The 26,296-nt window shown below is 47.2% G+C and carries 24 protein-coding genes, 1 tRNA gene and 1 riboswitch; of the genes, 21 read left to right on the top strand and 4 right to left on the bottom strand.

What is annotated here, in order from left to right; translation table 11 throughout:
• Positions 1–4 precede the first annotated feature (4 nt).
• The gene (gene ndk, locus ACN084_RS03450) at positions 5–421 is read left to right on the top strand and encodes a nucleoside-diphosphate kinase (RefSeq protein ID WP_419105904.1); all 417 of its coding nucleotides are present in this window, start codon (positions 5–7) and stop codon (positions 419–421) included.
• A gap of 92 nt (positions 422–513) precedes the next feature.
• Here ndk and ACN084_RS03445 read toward each other — a convergent pair whose 3' ends face one another.
• Entirely contained in the window at positions 514–1,158 is a 645-nt protein-coding gene (locus ACN084_RS03445) for a vitamin K epoxide reductase family protein (RefSeq protein WP_419105903.1), read from the bottom strand.
• 462 nt (positions 1,159–1,620) lie between these two features.
• On the opposite strand from ACN084_RS03445, the gene ACN084_RS03440 reads away from it, so the two are divergent.
• The 17 genes from ACN084_RS03440 to ACN084_RS03360 all read left to right on the top strand — a co-directional run bounded on the left by ACN084_RS03440 (position 1,621) and on the right by ACN084_RS03360 (position 19,774).
• Positions 1,621–4,632 (top strand): Rne/Rng family ribonuclease, encoded by a 3,012-nt coding sequence (locus ACN084_RS03440; RefSeq protein ID WP_419105902.1) that lies wholly within the window; start codon positions 1,621–1,623, stop codon positions 4,630–4,632.
• A 171-nt stretch (positions 4,633–4,803) separates the two neighbouring features.
• A riboswitch (TPP riboswitch) is annotated at positions 4,804–4,898 on the top strand.
• Positions 4,892–6,493, top strand: a complete 1,602-nt coding sequence (locus ACN084_RS03435; RefSeq protein WP_419105901.1) for a bifunctional hydroxymethylpyrimidine kinase/phosphomethylpyrimidine kinase — start codon at positions 4,892–4,894, stop codon at positions 6,491–6,493. (Overlaps the previous riboswitch by 7 nt.)
• A 236-nt stretch (positions 6,494–6,729) precedes the next feature.
• A complete protein-coding gene (gene rplU / locus ACN084_RS03430) occupies positions 6,730–7,041 on the top strand; it encodes a 50S ribosomal protein L21 (RefSeq protein WP_419101641.1) in 312 nt (103 codons plus the stop codon).
• Positions 7,042–7,092: 51 nt separating this feature from the next.
• The gene (gene rpmA / locus ACN084_RS03425) at positions 7,093–7,350 is read left to right on the top strand and encodes a 50S ribosomal protein L27 (RefSeq protein ID WP_419101340.1); all 258 of its coding nucleotides are present in this window, start codon (positions 7,093–7,095) and stop codon (positions 7,348–7,350) included.
• Between the two features lie 171 nt (positions 7,351–7,521).
• The gene (gene obgE / locus ACN084_RS03420) at positions 7,522–9,075 is read left to right on the top strand and encodes a GTPase ObgE (RefSeq protein WP_419101339.1); all 1,554 of its coding nucleotides are present in this window, start codon (positions 7,522–7,524) and stop codon (positions 9,073–9,075) included.
• A 170-nt stretch (positions 9,076–9,245) separates the two neighbouring features.
• Positions 9,246–9,479, top strand: coding sequence for a hypothetical protein (locus ACN084_RS03415; RefSeq protein WP_419101338.1), 234 nt, complete (start codon positions 9,246–9,248; stop codon positions 9,477–9,479).
• Between the two features lie 120 nt (positions 9,480–9,599).
• Positions 9,600–10,238, top strand: coding sequence for a nicotinate-nucleotide adenylyltransferase (nadD, locus tag ACN084_RS03410; RefSeq protein WP_419101640.1), 639 nt, complete (start codon positions 9,600–9,602; stop codon positions 10,236–10,238).
• A gap of 240 nt (positions 10,239–10,478) precedes the next feature.
• Entirely contained in the window at positions 10,479–11,714 is a 1,236-nt protein-coding gene (locus ACN084_RS03405; RefSeq protein ID WP_419105900.1) for a hypothetical protein, read from the top strand.
• 64 nt (positions 11,715–11,778) lie between these two features.
• Complete coding sequence (gene rsfS / locus ACN084_RS03400; protein ID WP_419101336.1) at positions 11,779–12,210, top strand: ribosome silencing factor; 432 nt, start codon at positions 11,779–11,781, stop codon at positions 12,208–12,210.
• 185 nt (positions 12,211–12,395) lie between these two features.
• Positions 12,396–12,471, top strand: a tRNA-Ala gene (locus ACN084_RS03395).
• 217 nt (positions 12,472–12,688) lie between these two features.
• Positions 12,689–13,135, top strand: coding sequence for a hypothetical protein (locus ACN084_RS03390; RefSeq protein ID WP_419101335.1), 447 nt, complete (start codon positions 12,689–12,691; stop codon positions 13,133–13,135).
• Positions 13,136–13,218: 83 nt separating this feature from the next.
• On the top strand, positions 13,219–14,307 hold the full coding sequence (locus tag ACN084_RS03385; protein WP_419105899.1) for an App1 family protein: 1,089 nt from the start codon (positions 13,219–13,221) through the stop codon (positions 14,305–14,307).
• Between the two features lie 553 nt (positions 14,308–14,860).
• On the top strand, positions 14,861–15,085 hold the full coding sequence (gene nrdH, locus ACN084_RS03380) for a glutaredoxin-like protein NrdH (protein ID WP_419101333.1): 225 nt from the start codon (positions 14,861–14,863) through the stop codon (positions 15,083–15,085).
• 71 nt (positions 15,086–15,156) lie between these two features.
• A complete protein-coding gene (gene nrdI, locus ACN084_RS03375) occupies positions 15,157–15,624 on the top strand; it encodes a class Ib ribonucleoside-diphosphate reductase assembly flavoprotein NrdI (protein WP_419101332.1) in 468 nt (155 codons plus the stop codon).
• On the top strand, positions 15,621–17,774 hold the full coding sequence (nrdE, locus tag ACN084_RS03370) for a class 1b ribonucleoside-diphosphate reductase subunit alpha (protein WP_419101639.1): 2,154 nt from the start codon (positions 15,621–15,623) through the stop codon (positions 17,772–17,774). Before nrdI ends, nrdE begins: the two co-directional genes overlap by 4 nt.
• Positions 17,775–17,880: 106 nt before the next feature.
• The gene (gene nrdF, locus ACN084_RS03365; protein WP_419101638.1) at positions 17,881–18,879 is read left to right on the top strand and encodes a class 1b ribonucleoside-diphosphate reductase subunit beta; all 999 of its coding nucleotides are present in this window, start codon (positions 17,881–17,883) and stop codon (positions 18,877–18,879) included.
• A gap of 184 nt (positions 18,880–19,063) precedes the next feature.
• Positions 19,064–19,774, top strand: coding sequence for a lipoyl protein ligase domain-containing protein (locus ACN084_RS03360; RefSeq protein ID WP_419105898.1), 711 nt, complete (start codon positions 19,064–19,066; stop codon positions 19,772–19,774).
• A gap of 32 nt (positions 19,775–19,806) precedes the next feature.
• On the opposite strand, the gene ACN084_RS03355 is transcribed toward ACN084_RS03360, so the two are convergent.
• The 3 genes from ACN084_RS03355 to ACN084_RS03345 all read right to left on the bottom strand — a co-directional run bounded on the left by ACN084_RS03355 (position 19,807) and on the right by ACN084_RS03345 (position 21,124).
• Entirely contained in the window at positions 19,807–20,328 is a 522-nt protein-coding gene (locus tag ACN084_RS03355) for a GNAT family N-acetyltransferase (RefSeq protein ID WP_419105897.1), read from the bottom strand.
• Positions 20,329–20,498: 170 nt separating this feature from the next.
• Positions 20,499–20,822: a hypothetical protein gene (locus ACN084_RS03350; RefSeq protein WP_419101329.1), complete on the bottom strand. Its 324-nt coding sequence runs from the start codon at positions 20,820–20,822 to the stop codon at positions 20,499–20,501.
• Positions 20,819–21,124, bottom strand: coding sequence for an ArsR/SmtB family transcription factor (locus ACN084_RS03345; RefSeq protein WP_419101328.1), 306 nt, complete (start codon positions 21,122–21,124; stop codon positions 20,819–20,821). Before ACN084_RS03345 ends, ACN084_RS03350 begins: the two co-directional genes overlap by 4 nt.
• 239 nt (positions 21,125–21,363) lie before the next feature.
• Here ACN084_RS03345 and thrS point away from each other — a divergent pair, with 239 nt between their 5' ends.
• The 3 genes from thrS to ACN084_RS03330 all read left to right on the top strand — a co-directional run bounded on the left by thrS (position 21,364) and on the right by ACN084_RS03330 (position 26,291).
• The gene (thrS, locus tag ACN084_RS03340) at positions 21,364–23,394 is read left to right on the top strand and encodes a threonine--tRNA ligase (protein WP_419105896.1); all 2,031 of its coding nucleotides are present in this window, start codon (positions 21,364–21,366) and stop codon (positions 23,392–23,394) included.
• Positions 23,395–23,542: 148 nt separating this feature from the next.
• A complete protein-coding gene (locus ACN084_RS03335; RefSeq protein ID WP_419105895.1) occupies positions 23,543–25,600 on the top strand; it encodes a M3 family metallopeptidase in 2,058 nt (685 codons plus the stop codon).
• Between the two features lie 127 nt (positions 25,601–25,727).
• The gene (locus tag ACN084_RS03330; RefSeq protein WP_419105894.1) at positions 25,728–26,291 is read left to right on the top strand and encodes an HIT family protein; all 564 of its coding nucleotides are present in this window, start codon (positions 25,728–25,730) and stop codon (positions 26,289–26,291) included.
• Positions 26,292–26,296: the final 5 nt, after the last annotated feature.

The following is a 26,296-nucleotide window of genomic DNA, read 5'->3' as shown; positions in this document are numbered from 1 at the left end:
GTTCATGAGCGAACGTACTCTGATTCTGATTAAACCTGACGGTGTTAAACGTCAACTGGTCGGTGAGATTCTTCATCGTATTGAGCGAAAAGGATACACTCTAGCTCAGATGAAAATGCTCACGCCCACTGAAAGTCTTTTGGCACAGCACTATAGTGAACACCTTGAAAAACCGTTTTATCCGGCGCTTCTAGAGTTTATGCTCTCTGGTCCTGTGGTAGCAGCTGTTTTTGAAGGTGAGGAGGTTGTAGAAGCTATCCGAACTATCATGGGACCGTCTAACCCCGTGAGTGCCCCTGCCGGAACGATTCGTGGAGATTATGGACGGGCGTGGAGCACCTCTGTGCAACAGAATTTAATTCATGGTTCTGACTCTGTGGCATCTGCTGAGCGTGAGATTGCTATCTGGTTTAATTCCTAAGCCAGTATCGTGCTAATAACCTTCGAGCGGGTGGGGACAACCAAAATTTTGGTTGTCCCCACCCGCTCTTGTCTATCGGTATTGGTAACGTTTTAGAACATTCCAAGAATAATGTCGGAGAATCGGATAAAAATGATTCCGAAGATGAGAACAAAAACTAAAATGATAGCAAACCAAGACCATCCAGCGACGCTCTCACGCAAATGAGAAGGAGCTGGTATAACCCCCGCAATAACGTTTCGTGCAGTAACTCTACCTGTCATGATTATTTGGGCAACCCACACAAACATGCAGAAAAGACACAGAGCATTGATTTTGAACGTGGTGTTATACCAGAGCCAAAAGACGAAGAACGTTGCTAATAAATGCCCGATATTCATGGCTAACCAGTACCAGCGATGAAAACGGGCACCTGTCAAAATAGCGGTGCTAATAGTAAGAACAATGGCATAACCGACTAACCCAATAAATGGATTAGGAAACCCAAAAGCCTCAGCATAGGGTGTGCGCATGACCGTGCCGCAATTGAGTAGCGCGTTAACATCGCAGGAAGAAACATGTGAAGCGTCGATATAAATTTGTAGACGTTCGAAAACAAGCATGCATGAAGATATAAAAGCAGCTGTACCGGCAATCAGCATCAAAAAGGCAAGTCTACGGTCAAAATTTGCCTGTTCTGTGGCGTTCATTGTTAAAGAGCCGTTATCGATCATGTTTTCTTCTGAGGTATAGGTCATGGGAGTCTCCACATGGGGGTACAAAACGTTAACTATCCTACTGTGTGAATCTAGATATTGGCTTTTCTTTTCTCGAAAGAATGCTTTAAGGGCGCTTATTTTAGGAAGTATATGAGAGAATGAGTAGTGGTAGTCTTCTGCCCGCATACAGAAGTAGCTATCCAGTAGGTGGTACCGACACTGCGTTAATCAGTTTTAGACATAACGCTTAAAAGTTCAGTGCACAACGCACAGACTCGGGGAAACTACTGGCTCAGCTCATAGCGTGAAAACCTGTAATATGCCTTCAGACGTGTTCTAAGGTGAAGATATGACACGCTAGACCTTGTATCACATAACGAATAATAGCGTTGCTATAACGTTTGAAATGAGCTGAGTAAGAATAAGCTTTTGTGAGATTTTCTCACCTGAAGCGTAAGAACTAAATGCGGTTAGTTCCTTATGCAGGAGAATGTACATACTATGAGTGAAAACATCAAAAATGATGTTGAGGTGAATGAAACCGAAGCGGACTCATCATCACAAACCGTGTCAGAGGATAACTCGTTAACACTGGATTTAGAAGAAACTCCAGTAGCAGAAGAAACCTCTGAAACTGAAACGCAAACTCCCAAGACTGAGGAAGAACACACCTCAGAACTTGAGAATTCTGAAGCAGAAGATTCTTCTGAAACAGAAGCTGAGCCAGAAGAAAAATCTCAACCTAAAACACAAAAAGAAATTCTCGCAGAAGAACTCAAAAACCTTACTGCTGCAGCTTCAACCTCAAATCTGCTGTTCTTCTCACCAAATCTTGAAGAAATTGCGGAAAAGACGCGTGCAGAACGTGAAGCTCGCCGTGAAGCGCTTGAAGCAGAACGCCGTCAACGTCGACTCGCAGAAATTAATCTTGACGACGACGAAGTTACTTCGCGGCGGCGGCGTCGTCGCCGCCGTGGAGAGCAAGATATCGAAATTGAAGGTGGTACTGAAGGCGATCCTGAAAACACCGTCACCAAGGTACGCACTCCACGCCTATCAGACTCACACACCACCAACCGTGTCACCGGAGTCCGTGGCTCTACTCGCCTTGAAGCTAAGAAGATTCGTCGCCGTGAATCACGCCATTCAGGACGTCGTCAACGCGGTATCACCGAAGCAGAATTCCTCGCGCGCCGTGAATCTGTTGAACGCCAGATGATTGTCCGCCAAAAAGATGACCGAATCCAAATTGGTGTTCTCGAAGACGGTGTACTAGCAGAGCATTTTGTCTCAAAAACTCAACAAGATTCTCTCATCGGTAACGTCTACCTTGGTAAGGTTCAGAATGTTCTTCCTTCCATGGAAGCAGCCTTCATCGACATCGGACGTGGACGAAATGCAGTACTCTACGCCGGCGAAGTTAACTGGGATGTCTCCGGGTTAGAAGGCACTCCACGAAAAATCGAAAATGCCCTCAAATCAGGTGATTCCGTACTTGTACAGGTCACCAAAGACCCTGTAGGCCATAAGGGCGCTCGTTTGACGAGCCAGGTATCGTTACCAGGGCGTTTCTTGGTATATGTTCCTGGCGGTTCTATGACCGGCATTTCCCGTAAACTGCCCGATACCGAACGCGCTCGTCTTAAGAAAATTCTCAAGGATAAACTTCCTGAAGGTGCCGGCGTTATCGTGCGCACTGCTGCTGAAGGAGCTTCTGAAGATGAGCTCACACACGATATTAATCGTCTGCGTGCTCAATGGGAAGATATTAAGAACCTTGCTGAAGCGCCCAAAACCTTGGCTCCTGAGATGTTGTATCAAGAGCCAGATTTGACCATTAAGACCGTTCGTGATGTCTTCAACGAAGATTTTAGTGCCATGGTTGTTCAAGGAGACTCTGCGTGGGACTCTATTGAAGCTTACTTAACTTATATGGCACCGGATCTCGTAGACCGTCTACAACGCTGGGATAACGAAGAAGACGTTTTTGAGCACTACCGTATTGAAGAACAACTTCATAAAGCTCTCGATCGTAAAGTTTTCTTGCCTTCTGGCGGTTCTTTGGTCATCGACCGGACCGAAGCGATGACGGTTGTTGACGTTAACACCGGAAAGTTCATCGGCTCTGGCGGAAACCTCGAAGAAACCGTTACGAAAAATAACCTTGAAGCAGCTGAAGAGATTGTTCGTCAGCTACGTTTGCGTGATATCGGCGGAATCATCGTCATTGACTTCATCGACATGGTTCTAGAATCAAATCGCGAATTGGTTTTGCGTCGTCTGGTAGAGTGCCTTGGCCGTGACCGCACCAAACACCAAGTTGCTGAAGTAACATCTTTGGGTCTGGTACAGATGACACGTAAACGTATGGGAACTGGGCTACTTGAAGTGTTCTCAGAAGCTTGCGAACACTGCTCTGGACGCGGACTACTTGTTCATGACCAACCTCTTAAAGGACGCTCCGGCGGCGCATCAGACTATATTCATCGTTATGAACGTACCGATCGTGAAGATCGTCGCCGTGCTCGTCATCAGAAGTCTGCGCGTATCCGCGAATCTCATGTTGAGACTCCTGCAGAAGAGTCCAACCTTGAACAGGAACATCGTGAAGAGTCTCGTCGCGCCGCAGTTGCTTCTATTGCTGCTGCAACACATGAAAATGACTCTTCTGAAGAATCCTTCGAACCTAAGAATCATCGTAAACGGAAACGTCGTAAAGCCTCACGCCGTGATGAGGATACGAAGAATACCGAACCGTTAGAGGACTCATCAGAGTTGGTGCTGACTATCGGTGGGGAAGTCGTTGAACTTCCTCATGCGCATGATCATGTAGAAGAACAGGAGTCTTCACCGGAAGATTCCTCCTTCACCTTGGAGTCTTTGGAACAAATCTTTGACTCTAAAGAGGGACAACAGCCTAATTCCACTGATATCAATGAGTCTGACAATGATGAAGACGTTTCTTCCCGTTTTACTCAAAACTCAGAGCGTTTAGCTGCCATTCAGGCGGGGGAGGCGCGAGCTCGTGCGGCACAAAAAGCTGGACGAGACGTGCAACGTAAAGAAGAGCAAGACTCTGCTCAGAAAGACGATGCTCCGGTGAAGCGTCGTCGTTCTCGTCGTGCTTCTGCACCGGTATCTTCTGCTGGAGCATCGGTGGCAGTAAGTGTATCTACGGGGGCTAAATCACAAGAGGTTCAGGAGCCTCGAGTCACTGGTGTTGCCCAACCTGGTCGCCAACAGTCTGTTGAGGAAGGAACTGCTCAAGAGGGCAAAGTTTCTGAACAATCTGCTGAGAATATGCCAGCACCTCGCAAGAAGCGTCGTTCTCGTCGTGCGGTAAGTGCTGGTGTAGGTTCTGCGGTTACGCGTCAAGAACTCTCAGAAGGGCATGCAGCTAAAAGTGTTGTTGCTTCTGTCATCGAAGTTTCAACGACTTCATCGCACGAAGAGCATACGGTAATGCTTGGTGTTGGTGTTTCAGCTGACCAGATTAAGCGTGAGGGACAATAATCCTATCGTTTTAAAACGCTAAAGAGGTGGTGTGCTTCAGATGGAGCGCACCACCTTTGTTTTATCTGCTTGTAAAGAAGAGTCATAATCGTTGTCTTCGCTGAAAACTCTAGCTGGTAGAAGCTATTTTTTCTAGGCTAGGTTTAAGCACTTTTACTATAGGTGCGTGAATATCAGGACACGGGGTGCTCTCTGTTGAGAGCTGAGAAAAACCCGCAGAACCTGCTCTTGTTAGTACAAGCGAAGGGATGTCGATTCTATGGGCGACACTTTAACATCACATAGTCTTTCTACCCAAAAATGTGAGTATCCACGGGTGCTTACCATTGCCGGTTCTGATTCTGGCGGTGGGGCGGGTATCCAAGCCGATTTAAAATCTATTGCAGCCCATGGCGGGTATGGTATGAGCGCTATTACTGCGTTGACTGCTCAAAATACTCGTGGTGTGCAACAGGCCTTTTTCCCTCCTGCACAGTTTCTATCCGAACAGTTAGAAGCAATTAGTGCTGATATTGATATCGATGCTGTCAAGATTGGCATGTTGGGAACTTCTGAGGTTATTACTGCGGTTCGTTCATGGTTACAGAAATATCGTCCTCCTATTGTGGTATTAGATCCTGTCATGGTAGCTACAAGTGGAGATTCTCTAGCAGAAGAAGAATCCGTATCAGAGCTTTCTTCATTATTTTCTTATGCTGATGTCATCACTCCTAATGCACATGAGATGGCTGTCCTTTTAGGTGAAGACGCTACGGAGCAATGGGAAGTGCTATGTTCTCAGGGGCAGCGCCTAGCTGATCGTCATGAGGTTGCAGTTCTTGTTAAAGGTGGCCATTGTTCAGGGGAGTGGACTTCTGATGCGCTGATGATGCCAGGTCATAGTGAACCAGTATGGGTCGGATCCTCTGAACGTGTGCAGGTTCGCACGACACACGGTACTGGTTGTTCTTTCTCTGCTGCTTTGGCTACCGAGCTTGCGCGTACAGGATGTTGGCAAACGGCCTTGGAACGCGTCAAGCGGTGGATTACTGGGGCTATTAAAAATGGTGAAAAACTTGATGTTGGTGGCGGCAACGGGCCGATTGACCATTTTTATCATGTTCATTCTGTAATCTCTGAACAAAGTGCGCGACTAAGCGACCTTGATAGGTACCTTCTGCATGCACAGGAGGTCGATATGGTTCGGGTGCGTGAGAGCTTTTCTGAATATGTATGGGAGTTAAGTACCTCTATCAGAGAACAGGTTAACAGCTGTCCTTTTGTTGAAGGTCTTGGTAATGGGTCTTTATCTCAGGACGCTTTTATTTATTATTTAGACCAAGATGGTTTATATCTTAAGGAATATTCTCGGGCGTTAGGTCAGGTTGGTATCGCTGCGCCAGATACTGAATCACGGATGTTCTTTGCTCATGGGGCGGTGGAGGCTGTTGAAGTTGAATCTGAATTGCATCGTCGCTGGGTGAGCCGTTTTAGTGATTCTGCGTATGTTACGGGTATCCCAAGTGCGACGACAGAGGCTTATACCGATTTTCTTCTAGCGCGTACTGGTGAAAGTTATGGTGTTGGTGCGGCTGCTGTTCTGCCGTGCTATTGGTTATACGCTGAGATTGGGAAAAACTTATATACTGCTTATCAGGAGTATGAGGGAAAGCACCCCTACGGGGAATGGCTTGAAGCGTACTCTTCGGAGGAGTTTCAGACATCAGCTCAGCAGGCTGTGAAGTTCGTCAACAAAATAGCTAGAATAGTGCCAGATTACGAGCTTATCTGCATGAAAAACGCGTTTTTGAGGGCTTGTTGGCTAGAGCTGCGTTTCTTTGAAGAACCAATTTCGGCGTGTCACTTGCCCTTGCGGGGGTAGTTGTCGTAGTCTTGTCTTTCGGTGCTTCTTAAGTTCGTTTTACACGTTCGAACCTGAGGGAGATACCACTGGTAGGAAACTACTAGATATGCTCGATGAGCGCGAATCCTTAGAAAGCTCAAGATTCAACGAGAAATCTTCTCAGAGTCTTGTTGCACTACATGTTTTGGTACCAGGATCTGCGCTCTTTCGAAAAATTGTTCAATATAAAGACGTCGAGAGAAGTGAGTTCCCAAGTGGCATACGCGATTGTCCGCGCTGGCGGCCGCCAGGAAAAGGTTTCCGTAGGAGACCTCGTTACCCTTGACCGCGTCGCTGGCGAGCCCGGTAGCACCATTGAGCTACCTGTACTGCTGCTGGTAGATGGGGACAAGGTCACTGCAGATGCAAAGACCCTGGCTTCCGCCAAGGTAACTGCTGAAAAGATTGAAGACCTCCGCGGTCCTAAAATCGTTATTCAGAAGTACAAGAATAAGACCGGTTATAAGAAGCGTCAGGGCTTCCGCGCAGAACTTACTACCGTTAAAATCACTGCGATTAACGCGTAAGTTCCCAACGTCCCGGATTTTCACATAATCTTTTACCTAAGGTAGGCACAGATGGCACATAAGAAGGGCGCAAGCTCCACCCGCAACGGCCGTGACTCTAACCCCCAGTACCTCGGTGTTAAGCGCTATGGCGGTCAGACCGTCAACGCAGGCGAGATTATCGTCCGCCAGCGCGGCACCCATTTCCACCCCGGCAACAATGTTGGCCGTGGCGGAGATGATACTCTGTTTGCTTTGGCAGCAGGTCAGGTTGAGTTCGGTACCCGTAAGGGCCGTAAAGTTGTCAACATTCTCGAAGTAGCTGAGTAATCTTAGCTATTACAGAATGAATAGAAGAGGGCATGCACACCTTGTGTTTGCCCTCTTTTGCATATAGTAAGCTGTTAACCTTCAGAGGTATAGCGTTAAATATCAAGACACTATTGTCAATAGGCGAAATATACGAGAAATAGTGTCTCAACGAAACAAGGAGAATTTTTCGTGGCAGAATTTGTTGACCGCGTTGTACTACATGTATCTGGTGGCCATGGTGGCAACGGTTGCGTATCTGTTCGTCGCGAGAAGTTCAAACCACTGGGTGGGCCTAACGGCGGTAACGGCGGTAACGGCGGAGACGTTATTCTCACCGTTGACGGGCAGTCCACTACTCTATTGGAATATCACCATACTCCACACCAGCGTGCCCCTCATGGAGATATTGGACGAGGCGATATGCACCATGGGTTTAACGGGGAAAATCTCGTACTATCAGTACCTGAAGGAACCGTCGTCAAAGATAAAGATGGCAACGTTCTTGCGGACTTATTGCACGTTGGCGATGAATTTATTGCTGCCCGCGGGGGACAAGGCGGACTAGGGAACGCTGCCTTAGCGTCAGCAAAGCGTAAAGCACCAGGATTTGCTTTATTGGGTATCCCCGGTGAAGAACGCGACATCGTTCTCGAACTCAAATCAATTGCAGATATTGCCCTTGTCGGTTTTCCATCAGCGGGTAAATCTTCGCTGATTGCAGCTATCTCTGCTGCTCGCCCTAAAATTGCTGATTACCCTTTTACCACCCTTATTCCTAACCTCGGTGTAGTACAAGCTGGTGACGTTCGCTATACGGTAGCGGACGTTCCTGGCCTCATTGAAGGTGCTTCGGACGGTAAAGGGTTAGGACATCGTTTCCTGCGCCATGTTGAACGTTCTTCTGCTCTTGTTCACGTTATCGACTGCGCCACTTTAGAGCCGGGCCGTGACCCTATCTCTGACTTTGACATTATTCGCGGTGAACTTGAAAACTACGAAGTTGATCCGACCGCTGGTGTGACAGTTCCTTTGCACGAACGCCCTCAAATCGTTGTATTGAATAAAATTGATGTGCCTGAAGCACGTGAATTGGCTGATTTTGTTCGTCCTGAATTTGAAGAGCGCGGCTACGAAGTATTTGAGATTTCTACTGCCTCGCATGAGGGGCTACGTCAACTGACTTTTGCGATGGCAAAAATTGTTCAAGAAGATAGAGATCAAAGAGCTGCAGAAAAAGAACAAGCTGGTGAAGATATCGCGGTGATTCGTCCTAAAGGATTCCGCCATCGTAAACAGCAAGAATTCATAATTCGTCGCGAAGAACGAAACCTTGAGCCATTGTTCCGTGTGATTGGTAAGAAACCTGAAAAATGGATTTTACAGACAGACTTTAATAATGATGAAGCTGTCGGCTACCTTGCTGATCGTTTTGCTCGTCTGGGTATTGAGGAAGAACTCTTCAAACAGGGTGCTCGCGCTGGAGATGCTGTTGTGATTGGAGAATCAAACGATTCTGTTATCTTTGACTGGGAACCTACGATGGTTGGCGGTGCAGAACTTCTGACCTCTCCTCGTGGAACCGATGTGCGTCTTGAAGAAATTGTTCGTCCAACCCGTGCTGAGAAACGAGCTGAGTACAAAGAACGTATGGACGCTAAGGCTGCTGCTCGTGCAGAGCTTGAGGCTGAAAGAGCAGCGGGGGTTTGGACAGAATCTGTTGATGCTAAGAAAAAAAATAGCTAATTTTCTGGGCTTTCTTTGTCGTATAAGAGTGTCTTCGCAGAGCGCATAATTGCTAAGATTCTATTTTCTCATTGGTGTTATCTCACATTAAGAGTGAGATAACAGGTAGCATATGAGTGGGCTTTGAGCCTGCACCGCACAATAATACTTTGATGGAAGGAACTTCGAATATGCGTGAGGCACTAATTTTAGCGAGTGAACACGGCGAACACGCTGAACATCTTGTATATGGCATCCCAACCTATGTGTATCTAGCATTAGCTGTGATTGCCTTTACCGTAATGTTCTTTATTTGCATTTCTTTTAGTGGTCGTGGTCTTGTTCGTCCTGAACATGCTCCTAACCATATTGGTAGCGATGAAGTTGAAGCACTTGCTGATTATCACGCAAAGCATGGTCACTAGTCTTTGCGTCTTTGGCTCATGAGCTATAACTTGGTGTAGCTTTCGAGCTGATGAAGCATAGCTTTCATTTCAAGGAGTCCTGTGCAGCAGGAAAATGCTGGTCAACCAGCCCCAAAAAATATGCATTTTCGTGTCCCCGGCCGTACTCGGCTGGGGGTTATGGGTGGCACTTTTGATCCCATTCATCATGGTCACTTGGTGGCAGCTAGTGAGGTTGCTGCTCGTTTAGATTTAGATGAAGTCACTTTCGTTCCGACGGGGTTACCTCTTCAGAAAAGTAAGCAGCGGACGGTAACTCCTCCCGAAGACCGCTATTTAATGACGGTGATTGCGACTGCCTCTAACCCTATGTTTACGGTGAGTCGGATTGATATAGATAGAGCTGGCCCAACGTATACGATTGATACGTTGACGGAGCTACGAGCACAACGTCCTGATTGTGATTTGTTCTTTATCACTGGTGCTGATGCTATGAACCAACTTTTGACGTGGAAAGACGCAGATAAGTTATGGGATCTTGCGTATTTTGTGGGGGTGACCCGTCCTGGTCATGAGCTAGAAAAACCAAAGGTTGATCAACAAAACTATGCGTTGATGGAAGTTCCTGCATTGGCCATTTCTTCAACGGATATTAGGGATAGGGCGATGGCGCAAGCACCTATTTGGTATCTGGTTCCTGATGGTGTTGTGCGATATATCGATAAACATCATCTATATGATGGAAAATCTTTGGATGAAAAGAATACGTTAGAACCGTAAAAGAATTCTGCTCATGCGTTATCGTGCAGAGAATTGGTCTTCACCATAGGTTTTCTAAAATGTTGGTATCTTTTACTGTTCAGTATTGCGCAAGAGAATAAACAAGACACCAACACAGAAGTAGCAGCTGTTCTTTTCTTATGAACATATAATGAGATAAAGATCGTGCTGCACTATAGTAGTTGGTAAAATCTTCAAAAGAATATTATCTATTTGATGCTAATAGTTTGAGGGGAATCAGTGACAGAACATAACGCTGAGGAACAGAAAGATTCAGTCGAGGACTCTTACCTCTTCGAATCCTTTGTGACCGAAGACGGAATTGAGGTTCCGCCTCCTACTCGCCCTATGGGGCCACGTCGTCTTGCGCGTTATCGCATTGATGCCGCAGCATATTTGCGTGCTTTACGCGACGGAACTGAATTGCCTGAAGAACCTGTTGCATACATGCCAGCTACCAAGGTTAGCTCACCTGAAACATCGATTAGTGATGAGGCTTTGTCTGTTCAACAACGCTTTTCTGCGTTAGCTGAACAAGGTGACATTCGCGCTCATGATGATTTAAACGGCGAACAGTTCACTGGCGAGAATGATACGCGTGCAGATGTTGGCGTGATAGCAGCTACTCCCGGTGAAGAGGTTTCTTCCTTGCCATCAGAAGGCGAGCAAGAAGATACCCCTGATGCTTCTACGCATGCTGTTTCTGCAAGTGACTATTCTTTTGATGATGAACTCGTCAGCGTAGAAGATTTTGATGACTCCAAAACAACTGATGCGGTAGTGGCGGATGCTGACGAGCCTTCTCTTTCAGACGCTTTATCTGAATCAACATCTGAAGATGAAGCAGAAGAATACCGTGAAGAGCCAATCCTGCCCAAGCCGGTGGCAGCGGTAGATGCACACGGCTTAGATTTAGAATCTTGTGACTATCATCTGTCAGAAGATGTCTCTTCTGCTGGGGAAGAGGATTCTCTTGTGCAGCAGACAGAAGATTCTAATACTTCTATTCCGTGGGAAGGTACTCTTTCGTCTTCTGCGCAGGAAGCTTCCGCAGATTCTGCTGGAGCTAAAGAAACAGCCTTGACTCTAGAAGATACTGTAGAGTCTGAGGAAGAGGAAAGTTTTGTGGGAGTCCTTCCTGCCGCAAGGAAAGATACTTCCTCTGAAGCAACAAACTTTGCTGACGACGTTGCCTCTATCGCTCAGAAAACAGCTAAAGGGCAAGAAGCTCTTACTCAGAGTTCTGTTGTAGAGCAAGAGACATTGAGTATTCGTGAACAGCTTGCTGCTTCAAGTGCGGAATATCATCATGACGCTTCCTCGCCAGTAAATGTAGAAGATTCCGAGAATATGGATTATTCAGCACCTGAGAATGCAGAGAGCGAAGTAGAGTCTTCTTCTAAGATTTGGCTCTTTATTGTGCTGGCTCTTGTTCTTGTGGCTGTTATTGCTGTATGGTTTGTATTCTTTCAATAATTTTTATTCTTAGATGATTCGTATCCTCGGTTTTAGTGGATATGAAGTGTCATGAAAGGACACGATGACTGCTTCCCCTCGATCCGTCGAAGCATTGAAAATTGCGGCTCAAGCTGCTGAGGACAAACAAGGGACAAACCTCTTTGCTGTAGATACTGCCGAGAGAATGGGCCTTATTGATGGGTTCCTTGTTGTTTCTGCGCATAATGAGCGCCTTGTGAACGCCATTGTTGATGCGGTGGAAGATGACCTTCGTGAAAAGATGGACATGAAGCCCACTCGGCGTGAAGGCCGTTCTGGTGGGCGTTGGGTTCTTCTAGATTTTGAAGATATCGTGATTCATGTTCAGCATGAAGAAGACCGTGCTTTCTATGCTCTTGATCGTTTGTGGTCTGACGCTCCGCGTATTCCCCTTGGGTTAGAAAGCGAAGCGCCAGCGTTAGAAGAGGTCGATCAAGAAAAAGATCAGCAAATGATTCGTGAGGATGAGCTCTAAAGCTTGAGGTCATCTTTCTTGCAGAGGCTAAACGTAGAGCAAGCATACAGTTTGAGGTAGTTTAGCTTCTGTAAGAGGGTCTTTGGAGACAAAGAATCATAGCAAAAATCTTCTCAAGATATTTGCCTCCTGTCTTTTTTGTCGTGTATGATAGATGAGTACTTCAGTACAAGAAAAATATATATGGGGATATGGCGCAGCTGGTAGCGCACTTGCATGGCATGCAAGGGGTCAGGGGTTCGAGTCCCCTTATCTCCACCACTTAGGTGCTGGTTTGGACGTAGTCCGAGCCAGCATTTTTTGTCATCAGGGTAAAAGGTTTGAGCCGTGATGACTGTAGATCTGATAGGTTTGCTGGGAATAGTATGTTGGGGGATACTTGAAAAGAAAGGTTCACCCGCAAAATTTATTGACGAACTGTCGCAAAATACCTGAAATATACCCCGTATTTTACTCGGAACACGCTATATTTTTGGGTATGGCTAATAAATCAGTTTTCGCTTCAATTGCATTGGTCGCAACGGCTCTACTTAGCGGTTGCGCTGAAGGATCAGTTCCTGGTCTTACCATCGAAAAGACCTCAGGTTTCGAAGAAAATCGTGACTTCGTGGTTATTGAGACAGAAGTGGTCACTGGCAATGCAGAAATCGGCGAAAAGCCACAACCTGGTACAGCGCGTTTCTTTATCGATCAGAAAGAATTCTCTGGTAACGAACATTCTTTTGGCGCAGAGCCAACTTTCTACCGAGTTAACGCAGACGACATTCATGACTTATCAGGTCATGTTATTGCGGTATCTGTTTATGCTAAAACACCTGAAGAGACTGTTCGGTGCGCTATCAAATCGATGGGAATTTTTGAGCCTGTAGAATCTGCTGAAGCAGAAGGTAAAGGTGCTGCCCACTGTGTTTTGACAATGCACTAAAAGAAAAACTTTTTAATGGTGTGAAGGTTCGTTATAAGACGAATCTTCACACCATTGTTTCGTTAATGTGAAAAACTAGAGGTATGGATTCATTAGGCACTCAAGACCTACGTCAGATGGCGAGTGAAGCAGCTGATGGTGCTGCTCATCTGGGATATCGTATGGCGGGTTATATCCACCAATGGAGAGAAAAACGAGCGCGCAGAGCAGATAAAGAACCTGTTTTTGTTCCTAGCGTTGGCTATGGCACAACACACTGGGTTCGTGTCCTAGGGCGAGCACTCTATAAAACTGATCTCTTCGAAAAGTTTTTTGATGCAGGGCATGATGATGCGCCCGAACAAAAAATCCGTGGTTGGCGTTCTTTCACCGCAATAGCGATTGCTCATGCTGAAGTGTCGGTTCAGATTGGTTCACAGACATTCTTATTGCGAACAGACCGTGGCGGTGTACTAGACGCACAACTAGAAATCTCTCTAGAACCTGGTTTACATCAGGTGATTATGTCAGTTCTTGGGGGAGAGAGCGCAGAAACAACTGTGTATGTTGTTCCACCAGACCAAAAAATTGGTGTTATTTGCGATGTCGACGACACTGTCATGGTGACAGCTCTTCCTCGTCCGCTCCTAGCTGCGTGGAACTCTTTTGTTTTGAATGAGCACGCTCGTATTCCAACTCCCGGTATGTCTGTTCTTTTAGATCGTATCCACCGTGAACATCCTCATGCCCCGTTTATGTACCTATCAACGGGGGCGTGGAATATTACGCCTACATTGCAACGTTTCCTGTCCCGTAACGCTTACCCTAAAGGAACATTTCTGCTAACTGATTGGGGCCCGACCCCTGAATATTGGTTCCGTTCCGGTACAGAACATAAGGTGGATTCGCTTAAGCGTCTTGCTGCAGAATTCCCTGAGATGAAGTGGATTCTTATTGGGGATGATGGGCAAAGAGATCCTGAGATTTATAGCGGGTTTGCGGTGCGTTACCCTCAGAATGTTGCCGCTATCTTGATTCGTAATTTGACGATTGGTGAGTCTGTCTTAGCTTCTGGGCGGGTATGGGGGGATAGCCGCGCTCAAGAAATTACTAAAGGTAAGAGCTGGTCTGAAGCTAATGACGGAGCGAGCCTTATTCGTGAATTGCAAAATAGAGGGCTTCTCAAAGACTAGAGGTGCAATTCGAGCTACCTAGTATTTTGGGGGGCGTTGAGTCGTGTTTGAAGGTTCTACAAGAGGGGTTAAGAAGCTCCTGTAAAAGGCTGCTTGACCCCTCAACGGGGGATGTGATATTTCATCCTAGGCGACACACCAAGAGCAAAAAAGCGTTAAAAATTTCTCTCAGAAGTGCCGGTAACAGCAAAGTTCAGGTTTGGGTTGAATCTCCTCCGTTGAGAACACGGGGCGCATTGGTGACACCTTTTTGCCGGTGTGTTAGAGACCTCCAAAAGGAGGGTGTCTAGACAGGTGTTTAAATGGAATTGTGGATAACTGCCATAAGCCCTATAAATAAGCGAAAAATGCTGTGGATTAAGAGAAATGGCGAGTAGACCACACTATCTAGGGCATCTAGAACTCCTCGCACACTAGATGTAGTATTAATCCGTTCGTTGCTCACCGACTTGATAAACACTAGTCTTCAAAGAGCTCACCACAACGAACCCATAATCCATAGCCCTACGACGAGAACCTATCGCCACCTGCTGGTGATACCAAGGAGATAACAATGTCAGTAACGGTGTACACTAAACCGGCTTGTATGCAGTGCAATATGACATATCGTGCACTAGAGAAAAACGGTATCGAGTACAACATCGTAGACATCACCGAAAACGAGCAAGCGCTCGAAGACATCAAAAAACTCGGTTATCTCCAAGCCCCCGTCGTTATTGCTGGAGACCAACACTGGTCAGGCTTCCGCCCAGATCTCATCAGCTCCTTGAGCGCATAAACCTTTGAACCTCGCATCACCTCTGGCTCATCACCGCACCCTAAACCGCATAGATAAGGTTGGAGCTTCTCATGGAACAACAAACACGCGAAGCAGACTCCACCGTGACCACCACATCTGGTAGCCCTCTGGTTGTTTACTTCTCATCGGTTTCTGAAAATACTCATAAATTTATTCTCAAAACAGGGGTTCGAGCTATACGCTTACCCCTAAAAACTAGCGAAGAGACACCACGAGTACACGAGCCATACGTACTCTGCGTTCCGAGCTACGGCAGACCCGGCGGATCAGGCTCTGTTCCACCGCAAGCCACAAAGTTTCTTAACGTTCCAGAAAACCGTGCCCTAATGCGCGGAGTCATAGGAGCGGGAAACACCAACTTTGGCTCACTCTACTGCGTCGCCGCAGATATTGTGTCAGCAAAATGTCAGGTTCCTGTCCTCTACAAATTCGAGCTGATGGGAACACCCGAAGACGTCACTAACGTTCAAGAAGGATTGGAAAAATTTTGGATTCAAAACTCCCTGTGCCCGGCATGAGCCACGAACCTGGACACGAAGACCCCACCGTGCCAGAAAAGTTCCGCGGACTTGGATATCACGAACTCAACGCTCTTCTTAACCTTTATGATGAAGACGGACAAATTCAGTTTGACGCTGATCGTCAAGCCGCACGCCAATACTTTCTCCAGCACGTCAATAACAACACCGTTTTCTTCCACGACTTGGAAGAAAAAATGGACTACCTCGTCAAACACCAATACTATGAAGAACGCATCTTTGAGATGTATGACTTCGAGTTCATTAAATCTCTTTCTAAATTGGCGTACTCCAAAAAGTTTCGGTTTCCTACCTTTTTGGGTGCATTCAAGTTTTATACCTCATACGCTCTCAAAACCTTTGACGGTCAGCGCTACCTAGAACGCTTCGAAGACCGCGTTGTCATGGTCTCATTGCTCCTTGCTGAAGGTAACGAAGAACTAGCCGTCAAAATTGTTGAAGAAATCATCTCCGGACGATTCCAACCAGCAACCCCAACCTTCTTAAACGCAGGTAAAAAACAGCGTGGCGAGCTCGTCTCTTGCTTCCTCCTTCGTGTTGAAGACAATATGGAATCCATCGGACGTTCCATCAACTCCGCTTTGCAACTATCTAAACGTGGCGGCGGTGTTGCTTTCGCCTTGACAAACCTTCGTGAAGCTGGTGCACCTATCAAAAAGATTGAGAACCAGTCCTCTGGTGTCATCCCCGTGATGAAACTTCTTGAGGATTCTTTCTCCTACGCAAACCAGCTAGGTGCTCGTCAAGGTGCTGGTGCAGTATACCTGCACGCTCACCACCCCGACATCTACTCGTTCCTTGACACCAAGCGTGAAAACGCGGACGAAAAAATTCGTATTAAGACGCTCTCTCTCGGTGTTGTTATCCCCGATATCACTTTTGAGCTGGCAAAGAAGAACGAGGACATGTACCTCTTCTCTCCGTACGATGTTGAACGAGTATACGGCAAACCACTCTCTGATATTTCTGTCACCGAAAAGTACTACGAGATGGTCGATGACGCCCGCATTAAGAAAACCAAGATTAATGCCCGTGAATTCTTCCAAACTCTCGCAGAAGTACAGTTCGAATCCGGATACCCCTATGTCATGTATGAAGACACCGTTAACCGTGCAAATCCCATTGACGGTAAAGTCATCATGTCAAACCTCTGCTCAGAGATTCTTCAGGTATCAGAACCGTCCTATTACAATGCTGACCTAGGATACGAGACCATCGGTAAAGACATCTCTTGTAACCTTGGCTCTCTCAACATTGCGTTGACGATGGACGGCAAAGACATCGGCTCAACCGTTAACGCGGCAATTCGTTCTCTTACCGCAGTATCTGACCTTTCAGATATTCGTTCCGTGCCCTCTATCGAACGCGGTAACTCGATGAGCCATGCCGTGGGACTTGGCCAGATGAACTTGCACGGTTATCTTGGTCGTGAACGCATCAAATATGGTTCAGAAGAAGCTCTAGACTTCACCAATATCTACTTCTATACGGTCACATACCACGCGATTCGAGCCTCAATGGAAATTGCGCGTGAACGCCAAGAAACCTTCGTTGGGTTTGAGAAATCAAAATATGCTAGCGGAGAGTTCTTCCAGAAGTACATCCAACAAGAATGGGAACCTGCAACTGAACGCGTACGTGAACTTTTTGCAGGACACAGCATCCCCACCCAAGAGGACTGGAAAGCTCTTGCAGCTGATGTTGCACAATACGGTATGTACAACCAGAATCTTCAGGCTGTTCCGCCTACAGGTTCTATCTCATATATTAACGGTTCAACATCTTCCATCCACCCAATCGCCTCAAAAATCGAAATTCGTAAAGAAGGTAAGCTTGGGCGCGTCTATTACCCAGCTCCTTACCTTTCAAACGAGAACATCGAATACTATGAGGACGCATACGAGATTGGGTACGAAAAGATTATTGACACCTATGCTGTGGCAACACAACACGTCGATCAAGGCCTTTCACTAACGCTGTTCTTCCGTGATACAGCTACCACTCGTGACGTGAACAAGGCGCAAATCTACGCATGGCGTAAAGGCATCAAGACGATCTACTACTCACGTATCCGGCAGATGGCTCTTGAAGGAACAGAAGTTGAAGGTTGCGTTTCCTGCATGCTCTAATGTCGCTGTGCGCGCATAAACTATGATGGTGTGGGGTAGTAGCACTCGAACTGCCCCACACCAGAGCAACAACACATACATCACATGAGATTGTGAAGAACAGTTCATCGATAAGGAGAACACAATGATGATGAGCGAAAAGGTGAAACTGATTCACCACGTTGAAGCTATTAACTGGAACCGTATTGAAGACGAAAAAGATCTTGAAGTGTGGGATCGCCTAACCGCTAATTTCTGGCTTCCTGAGAAAGTTCCACTTTCTAACGACGTTCAGTCGTGGAAGACGCTCACTCCTGAAGAACAACAACTCACCATGCGAGTCTTCACGGGCTTGACTTTGCTCGATACCATTCAAGGTACTGTTGGTGCAGTTTCTTTGCTACCTGATGCTGTGACTTCCCACGAAGAAGCGGTGTACACCAACATTGCGTTCATGGAATCAGTCCACGCGAAATCATATTCTTCAATCTTCTCGACACTTGCCTCAACTAAACAGATTGACGAGGTGTTCCGCTGGTCTGCAGAGAACGAACACTTGCAGAAAAAAGCAAATATTGTGATGGACTACTATCAAGGTGAAGACCCCTTGAAGAAGAAAGTTGCTTCTACATTGCTAGAATCTTTCTTGTTCTACTCTGGTTTCTACCTTCCGATGTACTGGTCTTCCCACGCGAAGCTCACGAACACTGCTGATTTGATTCGTCTGATTATCCGTGATGAAGCCGTCCACGGATACTATATTGGCTACAAGTTCCAGCGCGGTCTAGAAAAAGAAACTCCTGAGCGTCAGCAAGAACTCAAGGACTACACCTTTGACTTGCTCTATGAACTGTACGAGAACGAAGTTCAATACACTCATTCTCTCTACGATTCTGTGGGCTTGAGCGAAGATGTTAAGAAATTCTTGCACTATAACGCTAATAAAGCGTTGATGAACCTTGGGTACGAAGCAATGTTCCCTGCATCGGTAACAAATGTTTCCCCTGCTATCCTTTCGGCGCTGTCTCCTAACGCTGATGAAAACCATGACTTCTTTTCTGGGTCTGGTTCTTCATATGTTATTGGTAAAGCTGTTAACACTGAGGACGATGACTGGGATTTCTAAACTAGTTTGAAGAGGTTAAAACTCATGGTGGTGTGCTTTCTATCTGAACGGGAGGAAAGCACACCACTTTTCTTAATCTGCAGAAGACATCGGATATCTTGTGTCTTGCCCGAAGACACCATGCGTTTTATCAGCGATGATAGAGATAAATATATTGTTGATATGAGGTTAAGAGGTCTGTGCTGTGCGTATTATTCTTGATACTGAACGCCTTGGAGAACATATTCATCCGTTCTCAGAGTCTGTGGAGTTCTTACGACGTGTTGCGCGCGGAGAAGACGAACAGACACTTCGCCTCTATCGTCCTGCACCAAATATGGCGTTTGGGCGACGAGACAAACATAATCCTTCTTTTGAGGATGCAGCTGAAGCCTCTCGCCGTTTAGGGTTTTTACCGCAGGTGCGACCTGTGGGCGGTCATGCTGCTGCTTATCATGCGGGTTCTTTAGTGATTGACCATTTTGCGCCCTCTGCTGATGCTATTAGTGGGAACAATCGTCGTTTTGAGTTTTTTGCACAATTTTTTGTTCAAATACTTTCTTCGTTAGGTTTTTGTGCAGAAGTGGGTGAGTTGCCGGGGGAGTATTGCCCTGGAGAATATTCAGTGTTTATCCATGCTGGAGAAGGAGAGCGTCTCAAAATTGTTGGCACAGCTCAGCGCGTTGTTTCTGGCGCATGGTGGTTTAGCACAGGGATCGTGGTAGAAGATTCTGCTCCGTTGAGAAAAGTTACCGCAGAAGTCTACCGGCATTTAGCGATACCTTTAGAGCCGAATACTGTCGGGGCGTTGAGCGATGTTATTCCTCAAATCAAGGTTGAAGATGTTGAGGACGTTGTCCTTGAAGGGTATGAGAAGTTCTGGACAGAAAGCATTATTGAATCCCGTAGGCTATAAGATTATGGGGTAATTCATAGAATGCGTTTGCCTTATGCGGGTAGGAATGTGTCGTCCTGAGGTGTCCAGCGTTGCCATCCAAGGGTGAGGTAGAGAGCAAGCGCTGCAGCATTTGTTTCGCTGATGTGGGTGCTTGCAGCCCCATGATGTTGCGTGTGCATCACATCAAGTGCATAGGTAATGAGTTCTTCGGCAATTCCTTCACGGCGTCGTGAAGGTGTAGTAATAAGTTCTAGTAGTGTGGGTGTGTTTTCTGGACCGTTATGGTCTAGACGGTTTTTGAGGCTGAGGAGAACAGCAACTGCTCGACCGTTATCGTCGATGAGGATGGGGGAGGCTTCGGGGTAGAACTCTCCGTGTGTTCCGTTGAGTATCGTTTCTACGTAGTGTTGGGCGTTTTCTTGGGTGGGGAAAGTTGATTCATCGTATGCGCTAAAGAGGAGACGCGCAATGGCTTCACGGTCTTCTTGGCTGGTAGGGCGTAGGTTGAGACGCTGAGGTGATTTGCGCAGTGGAGTGATGGTGTTGGTGATGAGGGTGATGTACTTTTCCATGGCAAGTCCTAAATGTTGTGGGCAACGTCATGTATGTAAACAGGCTAACGGATATTTCTCTTAAGCGGAATAGCCCATCGGTGGTGTCTTCGTGATTTTAAAACGTGGTGGGTGATAAGGACTTAGTCCTTATCACCCACCACGTTTTAGCCTGTGTGTTAGCTATATGTTTATGCTGCGTGGTTGCATGTTGCGCACTGGCAGTTTTCGCAGACGCAGTTGACGCAAGCATCTGAGCAGTCGCCACATTCACATACTGCGTGGTTGCATGTGGGGCAGTTACAGTTGTCGCATTCGCAGGTTGCACAGCTGTCATTGCAGTCGCCACATTCGCAGGTGACGCATTCGTCGTAGTGTCCATCATGTTCACGGTGTACGTGGTCGCCGTGGATGTAGTCTACGTGGTCGTGGTGGATGACTGCGAGGTGGCCACAGTTTGGTCCGTGGGTGTGTGCATGTGCTTCTGATTCGTGGTGTAAAGTTGCGGTACTCATGAGTTATTCTCCTTGGTGTGTTCGTAGACATCGTTAATGATGTGCGTGACGTGATGGTCCGCTACTTCGTACATGATGCTACGTCCTGTCTGTGTGCTGGTAATAACTCCAGCTTCTTTGAGGATTTTGAGGTGGTGGGAGACGAGAGGTTGCGAGACTCCCATGCAGGTGAAGAGTTCGCTGACGGTGTGTGACCCTTTGGATAGATGATGTGTCAAAGCTAAACGCAAAGGGTGTGCTAACGCTGCAAAGAGTGCAACGGAACCACTGTACTCTGTTTCCCACGTCTTCTCGCTATCCATAAAAGAAATTTTATATAAAGATTTCTTTGTGGGTCAAGGGGTTGTTCGATAATGTATAAAAAAATTTTTATGAATGTTAGACACTCCACAAGACACTAGCCTTATCACATGAACTAAGAGCTATAACAACACTAAAAAACGCATGTACACTAAAGACAATGTGCGCTCTTGTACCGCGCACAGTAGATACCGAGCATGCCCCTAGTACGGGCGTGCACAACACACAAACAAGGAGACAGATGTCTGTCGCACATATTTCTGTAGACGTTGCCGGAGAAAAACGCACCATTGAAGACGGCACTACAGCCGCCGAACTCTTCACCGAAGACCGTGATATTGTCGTTGCCCGTATTAACGACAAACTCGTAGACCTCTCAACACCCCTACACGAGGGCGACTCTATCGTCCCCGTCAGCATCCACGAACAAGAAGGTCTAGAAGTCCTCCGTCACTCCGCCGCGCACGTCATGGCTCAAGCAGTCCAAGAGTACCGAAAAGACGCAAAACTCGGCATCGGACCATATATTACCGACGGCTTTTACTTCGACTTTGACGTTGAAGACCCCTTCACCCCTGAAGACCTCAAAAAAATTGAGAAAATGATGATCAAAATCATCAAATCAGGACAAAAATTTGTACGCCGCGTTGTGACCCAAGAACAAGCAGCGCAAGAAATGGCGCAAGAACCCTACAAGCTCGAATTGCTGAGCCTCAGCCAAGGTCCCGGTTCTGGGGCTGACGCAGCAGAAGGCGCCTCCGTAGAAGTCGGCGCCGGCGATATCACCATCTACGACAACGTTCACCCCAAAACTGGGGAAACCGTATGGCGTGACCTCTGCCGTGGCCCACACCTACCCAACACAAAACTTATCGGAAACGGGTACGCCCTCATGCGTGCAGGTGGAGCCTACTGGCGCGGTTCTGAAAAAAACCCTATGCTCCAACGCATTTACGGAACTGCATGGCCTAGCAAAGAAGAGCTTGTAGCCTACAAAGAACGTATCGCAGAAGCTGAACGACGCGACCACCGACGACTCGGAGAAGAACTAGACCTCTTCTCCTTCCCTAAAAACATCGGCCCCGGTCTACCCGTCATCCACCCCAAAGGTGGCATTATCAAACGTGAGATGGAAGACTACGTACGCACACGCCACATCCAAGAAGGCTTCCAATACGTCAGCACTCCTCATATCTCCAAAGAAGACCTGTTCTACACCTCTGGGCACCTGCCATACTACTCAGACGGTATGTTCCCCTCCATGGAACTCGATAACGGAAACTACCGTCTCAAGGCCATGAACTGCCCCATGCACAATGAGATTTTCCGATCACGAGGACGCTCCTACCGAGAGCTACCATTACGACTATTCGAATTTGGAACCGTCTACCGTGACGAAAAATCAGGTGTACTACAAGGACTCACCCGAGTTCGTATGATTACCCAAGACGACTCACACAGCTACGTCACTAAAGAACAAGCACCCGATGAGATTCGTCATCTGCTCAAATTTATGCTCAGCCTGCTAGAAGATTTCGGTATGACAGACTTCTACCTCGAATTGTCTACCCGAGACACAGAAGGCGATAAAAAAGACAAATTTATCGGCACCGACGAACAATGGGAACAAGCAACAGCAGTCCTTGAACAAGTCGCCTCCGAAACCGGTCTAGAACTTGTACCAGATCCAGGTGGAGCAGCATTCTACGGACCTAAAATCTCCGTACAAGCGAAAGACGCCATCGGCCGTACCTGGCAGATGTCTACTGTTCAATATGACTTCAACCAGCCACAACGATTCGGGTTAGAATACCAAGCCTCAGACGGAACACGTCAAGAACCTGTCATGATTCACTCTGCAAAGTTTGGTTCGTTTGAGCGCTTCCTTGGTGTGCTCACAGAACATTATGCAGGTGCCTTCCCCGCATGGCTATCGCCCGTACAAGTTGTAGCAGTTCCCGTAGCAGAAGCTTTCAACGACTATATGGCAGATATTGCTACCAAGCTTCGAGCTGAAGGGGTTCGCGTAGAAGTTGACTACGGAACTGATCGTTTCCCCAAAAAGATTCGTACCGCTTCCAAAGAGAAAACACCGTTTATTCTCATCGCCGGCGGAGAAGACGCAGAAAATGGGGCAGTGTCGTTCCGCTACCGTGATGGCTCCCAAGAAAATGGTGTGCCTGTAGCAGAAGCTATCCAACGCATTGTTGAACACATCAAGAACCGTGTGAACGAAGACCCTCGCGCAACAACTGAAACACCGGCAGAATAGAAGAAAAACCTATACAGCCGAGACATCTCATGTGTTGAAACTGTCGCTCTTGTAAAGAATCCTTCCGACAAGGAAAAACTTTACAATAGCGACAGTTTGCTTTAACACAGCAGACAGGAGGAAAAAACCAGCGCTAAAATAGAGAACTATGACACATAAACTATTGCAAGCATCATCAGATATCGGAGGATACCCACAACTAGCCTCCACCACCAGCCATGACATACACCAAGCGTTAGAAGAAGCCGTACAGGCTCAAAAACTTGCGTGGAACAACATCTGTGCAAATAGCGAAACCCCAACCTTTGCAAACACTATTGAACCGTTAGAAGACAGCTACCGAGAATTCTCACGAGCAACAGGCATCTACTACACGTACCTGTCCTCTATGGGAACACCAGAAATACTAGAACTCAGCGAATACTGGGAACCCAAACTCGCCGAACACACAACTGCCATGGCGAATAACGAGCCTCTTGCTACTCGCATCGCCAACGTCGAAGAGCAAAACCTCACCTCAGCACAACAACGAGTGCTCAAGCTCTGGAAAGAAACATTCACCGACGCAGGAGCATACCTCAGCAAAGATGCACAACAACAGCTCGCAGCAATCGAGGCCGAACTAGCAAAACTGAGTGCAGAATTCTCTAAAGCACTGCTGACCGGAGCGCAACAAGCAGCACTTCTCATCCACGACGAAGAAGAACTTGCAGGACTCGACGAAAGCACCCGAGAACGTCTTGCCCTCAACGCCGCAAAGAACGGACACGAAGGAGCGTTCCTTCTACCTCAAGATCTCTTTGCAGCACCGGCACTTCTTGAATCACTAGAGAACCCCGCGACCCGCGAAAAATATTATGCAAACTCCATCAACCGTGGACGAGCACACACTCGCGATGCCGGTAGCGCAGATACACCACAAACCATCCAAACTGGCGCAAAAATGTCATACCTGCGAGCGCAACGAGCAGCACTCTTCGGAGCAAAGAACCACGCAGAACTGGCCATTCGCCGAGCTGTAGCACAAAAATCTGATGAAGCATTAGCGATGCTTGAAAAAATGTTGCCACAAGCATTAGCAAACTTCCGTAAAGAACTAGAAACCATGGCAGAAGTTGCGGGAGTGTCTGTTGAAGACATCCATGCTGCTGACGTACCTTACTACCTCAAACGTGTGGCAGAAGAGAAATATCGTGTCGATATACAAGCTCTACGACCCTACTTTGAGCTTAACTCTGTAGTAGAACGAGGCGTCTTCTACGCCGCTGAAACTCTTTACGGAATCAGCTTCACCGAACACACCGAACTATCGAGTTATTACCCCGACATGCGGGTGTGGGACGTCAAAGACGAGAACGGCACTCTTATCGGTATTTTTGCTCTTGACCCGTATGCTCGCGCCACCAAACAAGGTGGAGCGTGGATGAACGACCTCGTACCACGTGATGAACGCATCCAACAAGTGCCAGTAGTGCTCAACACCCTCAACATTGCAGAACCTGCTGAAGGTGCACCGGCGCTACTGACCCTTGATAACGTACGGACACTTTTCCACGAATTTGGCCACGCACTACATTCCTTGTTAAGTACCGCTAAGTATCCTTCTGTTGCTGGTACGAACGTTCCCCGTGACTTTGTTGAATATCCCTCACAAGTTAATGAGATGTGGATGTTCCACCCAGCAGTAGTAGGGAACTACGCACGCCATATTGATACAGGAGAAACACTCCCACAAGAACATATTGATGCGCTACGCGCTAGCGAACAGTGGGGAGAAGGATTTGCCACCAGCGAATATCTAGGAGCCGCCCTCCTCGATATGGCATGGCACACCCGCAGCGTTGAAGACGGGCTCATCGACAGTTGTGAAGATGCTAAAGCCTTTGAAGATGAAGTGCTCAAACGTTATGGCTTCGACCAATACCCAGTATCTCCGCGCTACCTTACCGGAATGTTCAAACACATCTTTGGTGGAGGATACGCCGCAGGATACTATGCTTACATCTACTCCGAGATGATGGACGCAGAAACTGTTGATTGGTTTGAAGAATCCGGGGGAGCAACCCGCCACAACGGTGAAACCTTCAAAAACGCTATTCTCGCAACAGGAAATAGCCAAGACCCGGCAGAGTCCTTCCGACAGTTACGAGGACGAGACCCACGAATTGAACCATTATTACGTCGACGTGGACTACTTGAAGAATAGTTAGAGGAGTATCACACTCGTATAATCTGTGTGGATGCTACCGGAAAAGACTTATCCGGTAGCATCCACAAGAATCTTTTAGCAACATTCACATAGAGCGTATGAGCCTACAGGTACACTAAAGACCATGGAGTACACCACCGATAGCTTTGAACTGCCACAAGTCCCAGATGCTTTCCAACGGCTTTGGACACCTCACCGTAAGGCATACGTCAGCGGAGGGCAAAAAGACTACCAAGAACAGACGTGCCCCTTTTGTAGTGCTCCCGAACGCTCCGACGAAGAATCTCTGATTGTTCATCGAGGTAAATACGCGTACGCCATCTTAAACCTCTACCCATATAACCCAGGGCACCTGCTGATTCTGCCCTACCGGCATATCCCATATTACGATGACGCAACCGTCGAAGAACTAACCGAAATAGGGATTCTCACCCAACAAGTGATGCGTGTGCTACGTCAAGTCAGCAAAACAGACGGATTCAACATTGGGATGAACCAAGGCAAAATTGGGGGAGCCGGAATAGCCGATCACCTACACCAGCATATCCTCCCACGATGGTCTGGCGACACCAATTTCTTACCGATTATCGCCCACACAAAAACCATGTCACAGACACTAGGACAGATACACACTCTCGTAAAACAAGGGTGGGAAGAATACCTTTCAACGACAGCCAAAACTCTTTAGAGAAG

Source organism: Rothia sp. P7208, assembly GCF_048512915.1.
Lineage (GTDB): Bacteria > Actinomycetota > Actinomycetes > Actinomycetales > Micrococcaceae > Rothia.
Note: the sequence above shows the minus strand (reverse complement) of the source record. Positions and strands in the feature narration are given on the sequence as shown.

Excerpts from the sequence above, each read along its gene's own strand:
- ndk (WP_419105904.1), top strand. The coding sequence starts at position 5 with ATGAGCGAACGTACTCTGATTCTGATTAAACCTGACGGTGTTAAACGT.
- ACN084_RS03445 (WP_419105903.1), bottom strand. The coding sequence starts at position 1,158 with ATGACCTATACCTCAGAAGAAAACATGATCGATAACGGCTCTTTAACA.
- ACN084_RS03440 (WP_419105902.1), top strand. The coding sequence starts at position 1,621 with ATGAGTGAAAACATCAAAAATGATGTTGAGGTGAATGAAACCGAAGCG.
- ACN084_RS03435 (WP_419105901.1), top strand. The coding sequence starts at position 4,892 with ATGGGCGACACTTTAACATCACATAGTCTTTCTACCCAAAAATGTGAG.
- rpmA (WP_419101340.1), top strand. The coding sequence starts at position 7,093 with ATGGCACATAAGAAGGGCGCAAGCTCCACCCGCAACGGCCGTGACTCT.
- ACN084_RS03415 (WP_419101338.1), top strand. The coding sequence starts at position 9,246 with ATGCGTGAGGCACTAATTTTAGCGAGTGAACACGGCGAACACGCTGAA.
- nadD (WP_419101640.1), top strand. The coding sequence starts at position 9,600 with ATGCATTTTCGTGTCCCCGGCCGTACTCGGCTGGGGGTTATGGGTGGC.
- rsfS (WP_419101336.1), top strand. The coding sequence starts at position 11,779 with ATGACTGCTTCCCCTCGATCCGTCGAAGCATTGAAAATTGCGGCTCAA.
- ACN084_RS03390 (WP_419101335.1), top strand. The coding sequence starts at position 12,689 with ATGGCTAATAAATCAGTTTTCGCTTCAATTGCATTGGTCGCAACGGCT.
- ACN084_RS03385 (WP_419105899.1), top strand. The coding sequence starts at position 13,219 with ATGGATTCATTAGGCACTCAAGACCTACGTCAGATGGCGAGTGAAGCA.
- nrdH (WP_419101333.1), top strand. The coding sequence starts at position 14,861 with ATGTCAGTAACGGTGTACACTAAACCGGCTTGTATGCAGTGCAATATG.
- nrdI (WP_419101332.1), top strand. The coding sequence starts at position 15,157 with ATGGAACAACAAACACGCGAAGCAGACTCCACCGTGACCACCACATCT.
- nrdE (WP_419101639.1), top strand. The coding sequence starts at position 15,621 with ATGAGCCACGAACCTGGACACGAAGACCCCACCGTGCCAGAAAAGTTC.
- ACN084_RS03355 (WP_419105897.1), bottom strand. The coding sequence starts at position 20,328 with ATGGAAAAGTACATCACCCTCATCACCAACACCATCACTCCACTGCGC.
- ACN084_RS03350 (WP_419101329.1), bottom strand. The coding sequence starts at position 20,822 with ATGAGTACCGCAACTTTACACCACGAATCAGAAGCACATGCACACACC.
- ACN084_RS03345 (WP_419101328.1), bottom strand. The coding sequence starts at position 21,124 with ATGGATAGCGAGAAGACGTGGGAAACAGAGTACAGTGGTTCCGTTGCA.
- thrS (WP_419105896.1), top strand. The coding sequence starts at position 21,364 with ATGTCTGTCGCACATATTTCTGTAGACGTTGCCGGAGAAAAACGCACC.
- ACN084_RS03335 (WP_419105895.1), top strand. The coding sequence starts at position 23,543 with ATGACACATAAACTATTGCAAGCATCATCAGATATCGGAGGATACCCA.
- ACN084_RS03330 (WP_419105894.1), top strand. The coding sequence starts at position 25,728 with ATGGAGTACACCACCGATAGCTTTGAACTGCCACAAGTCCCAGATGCT.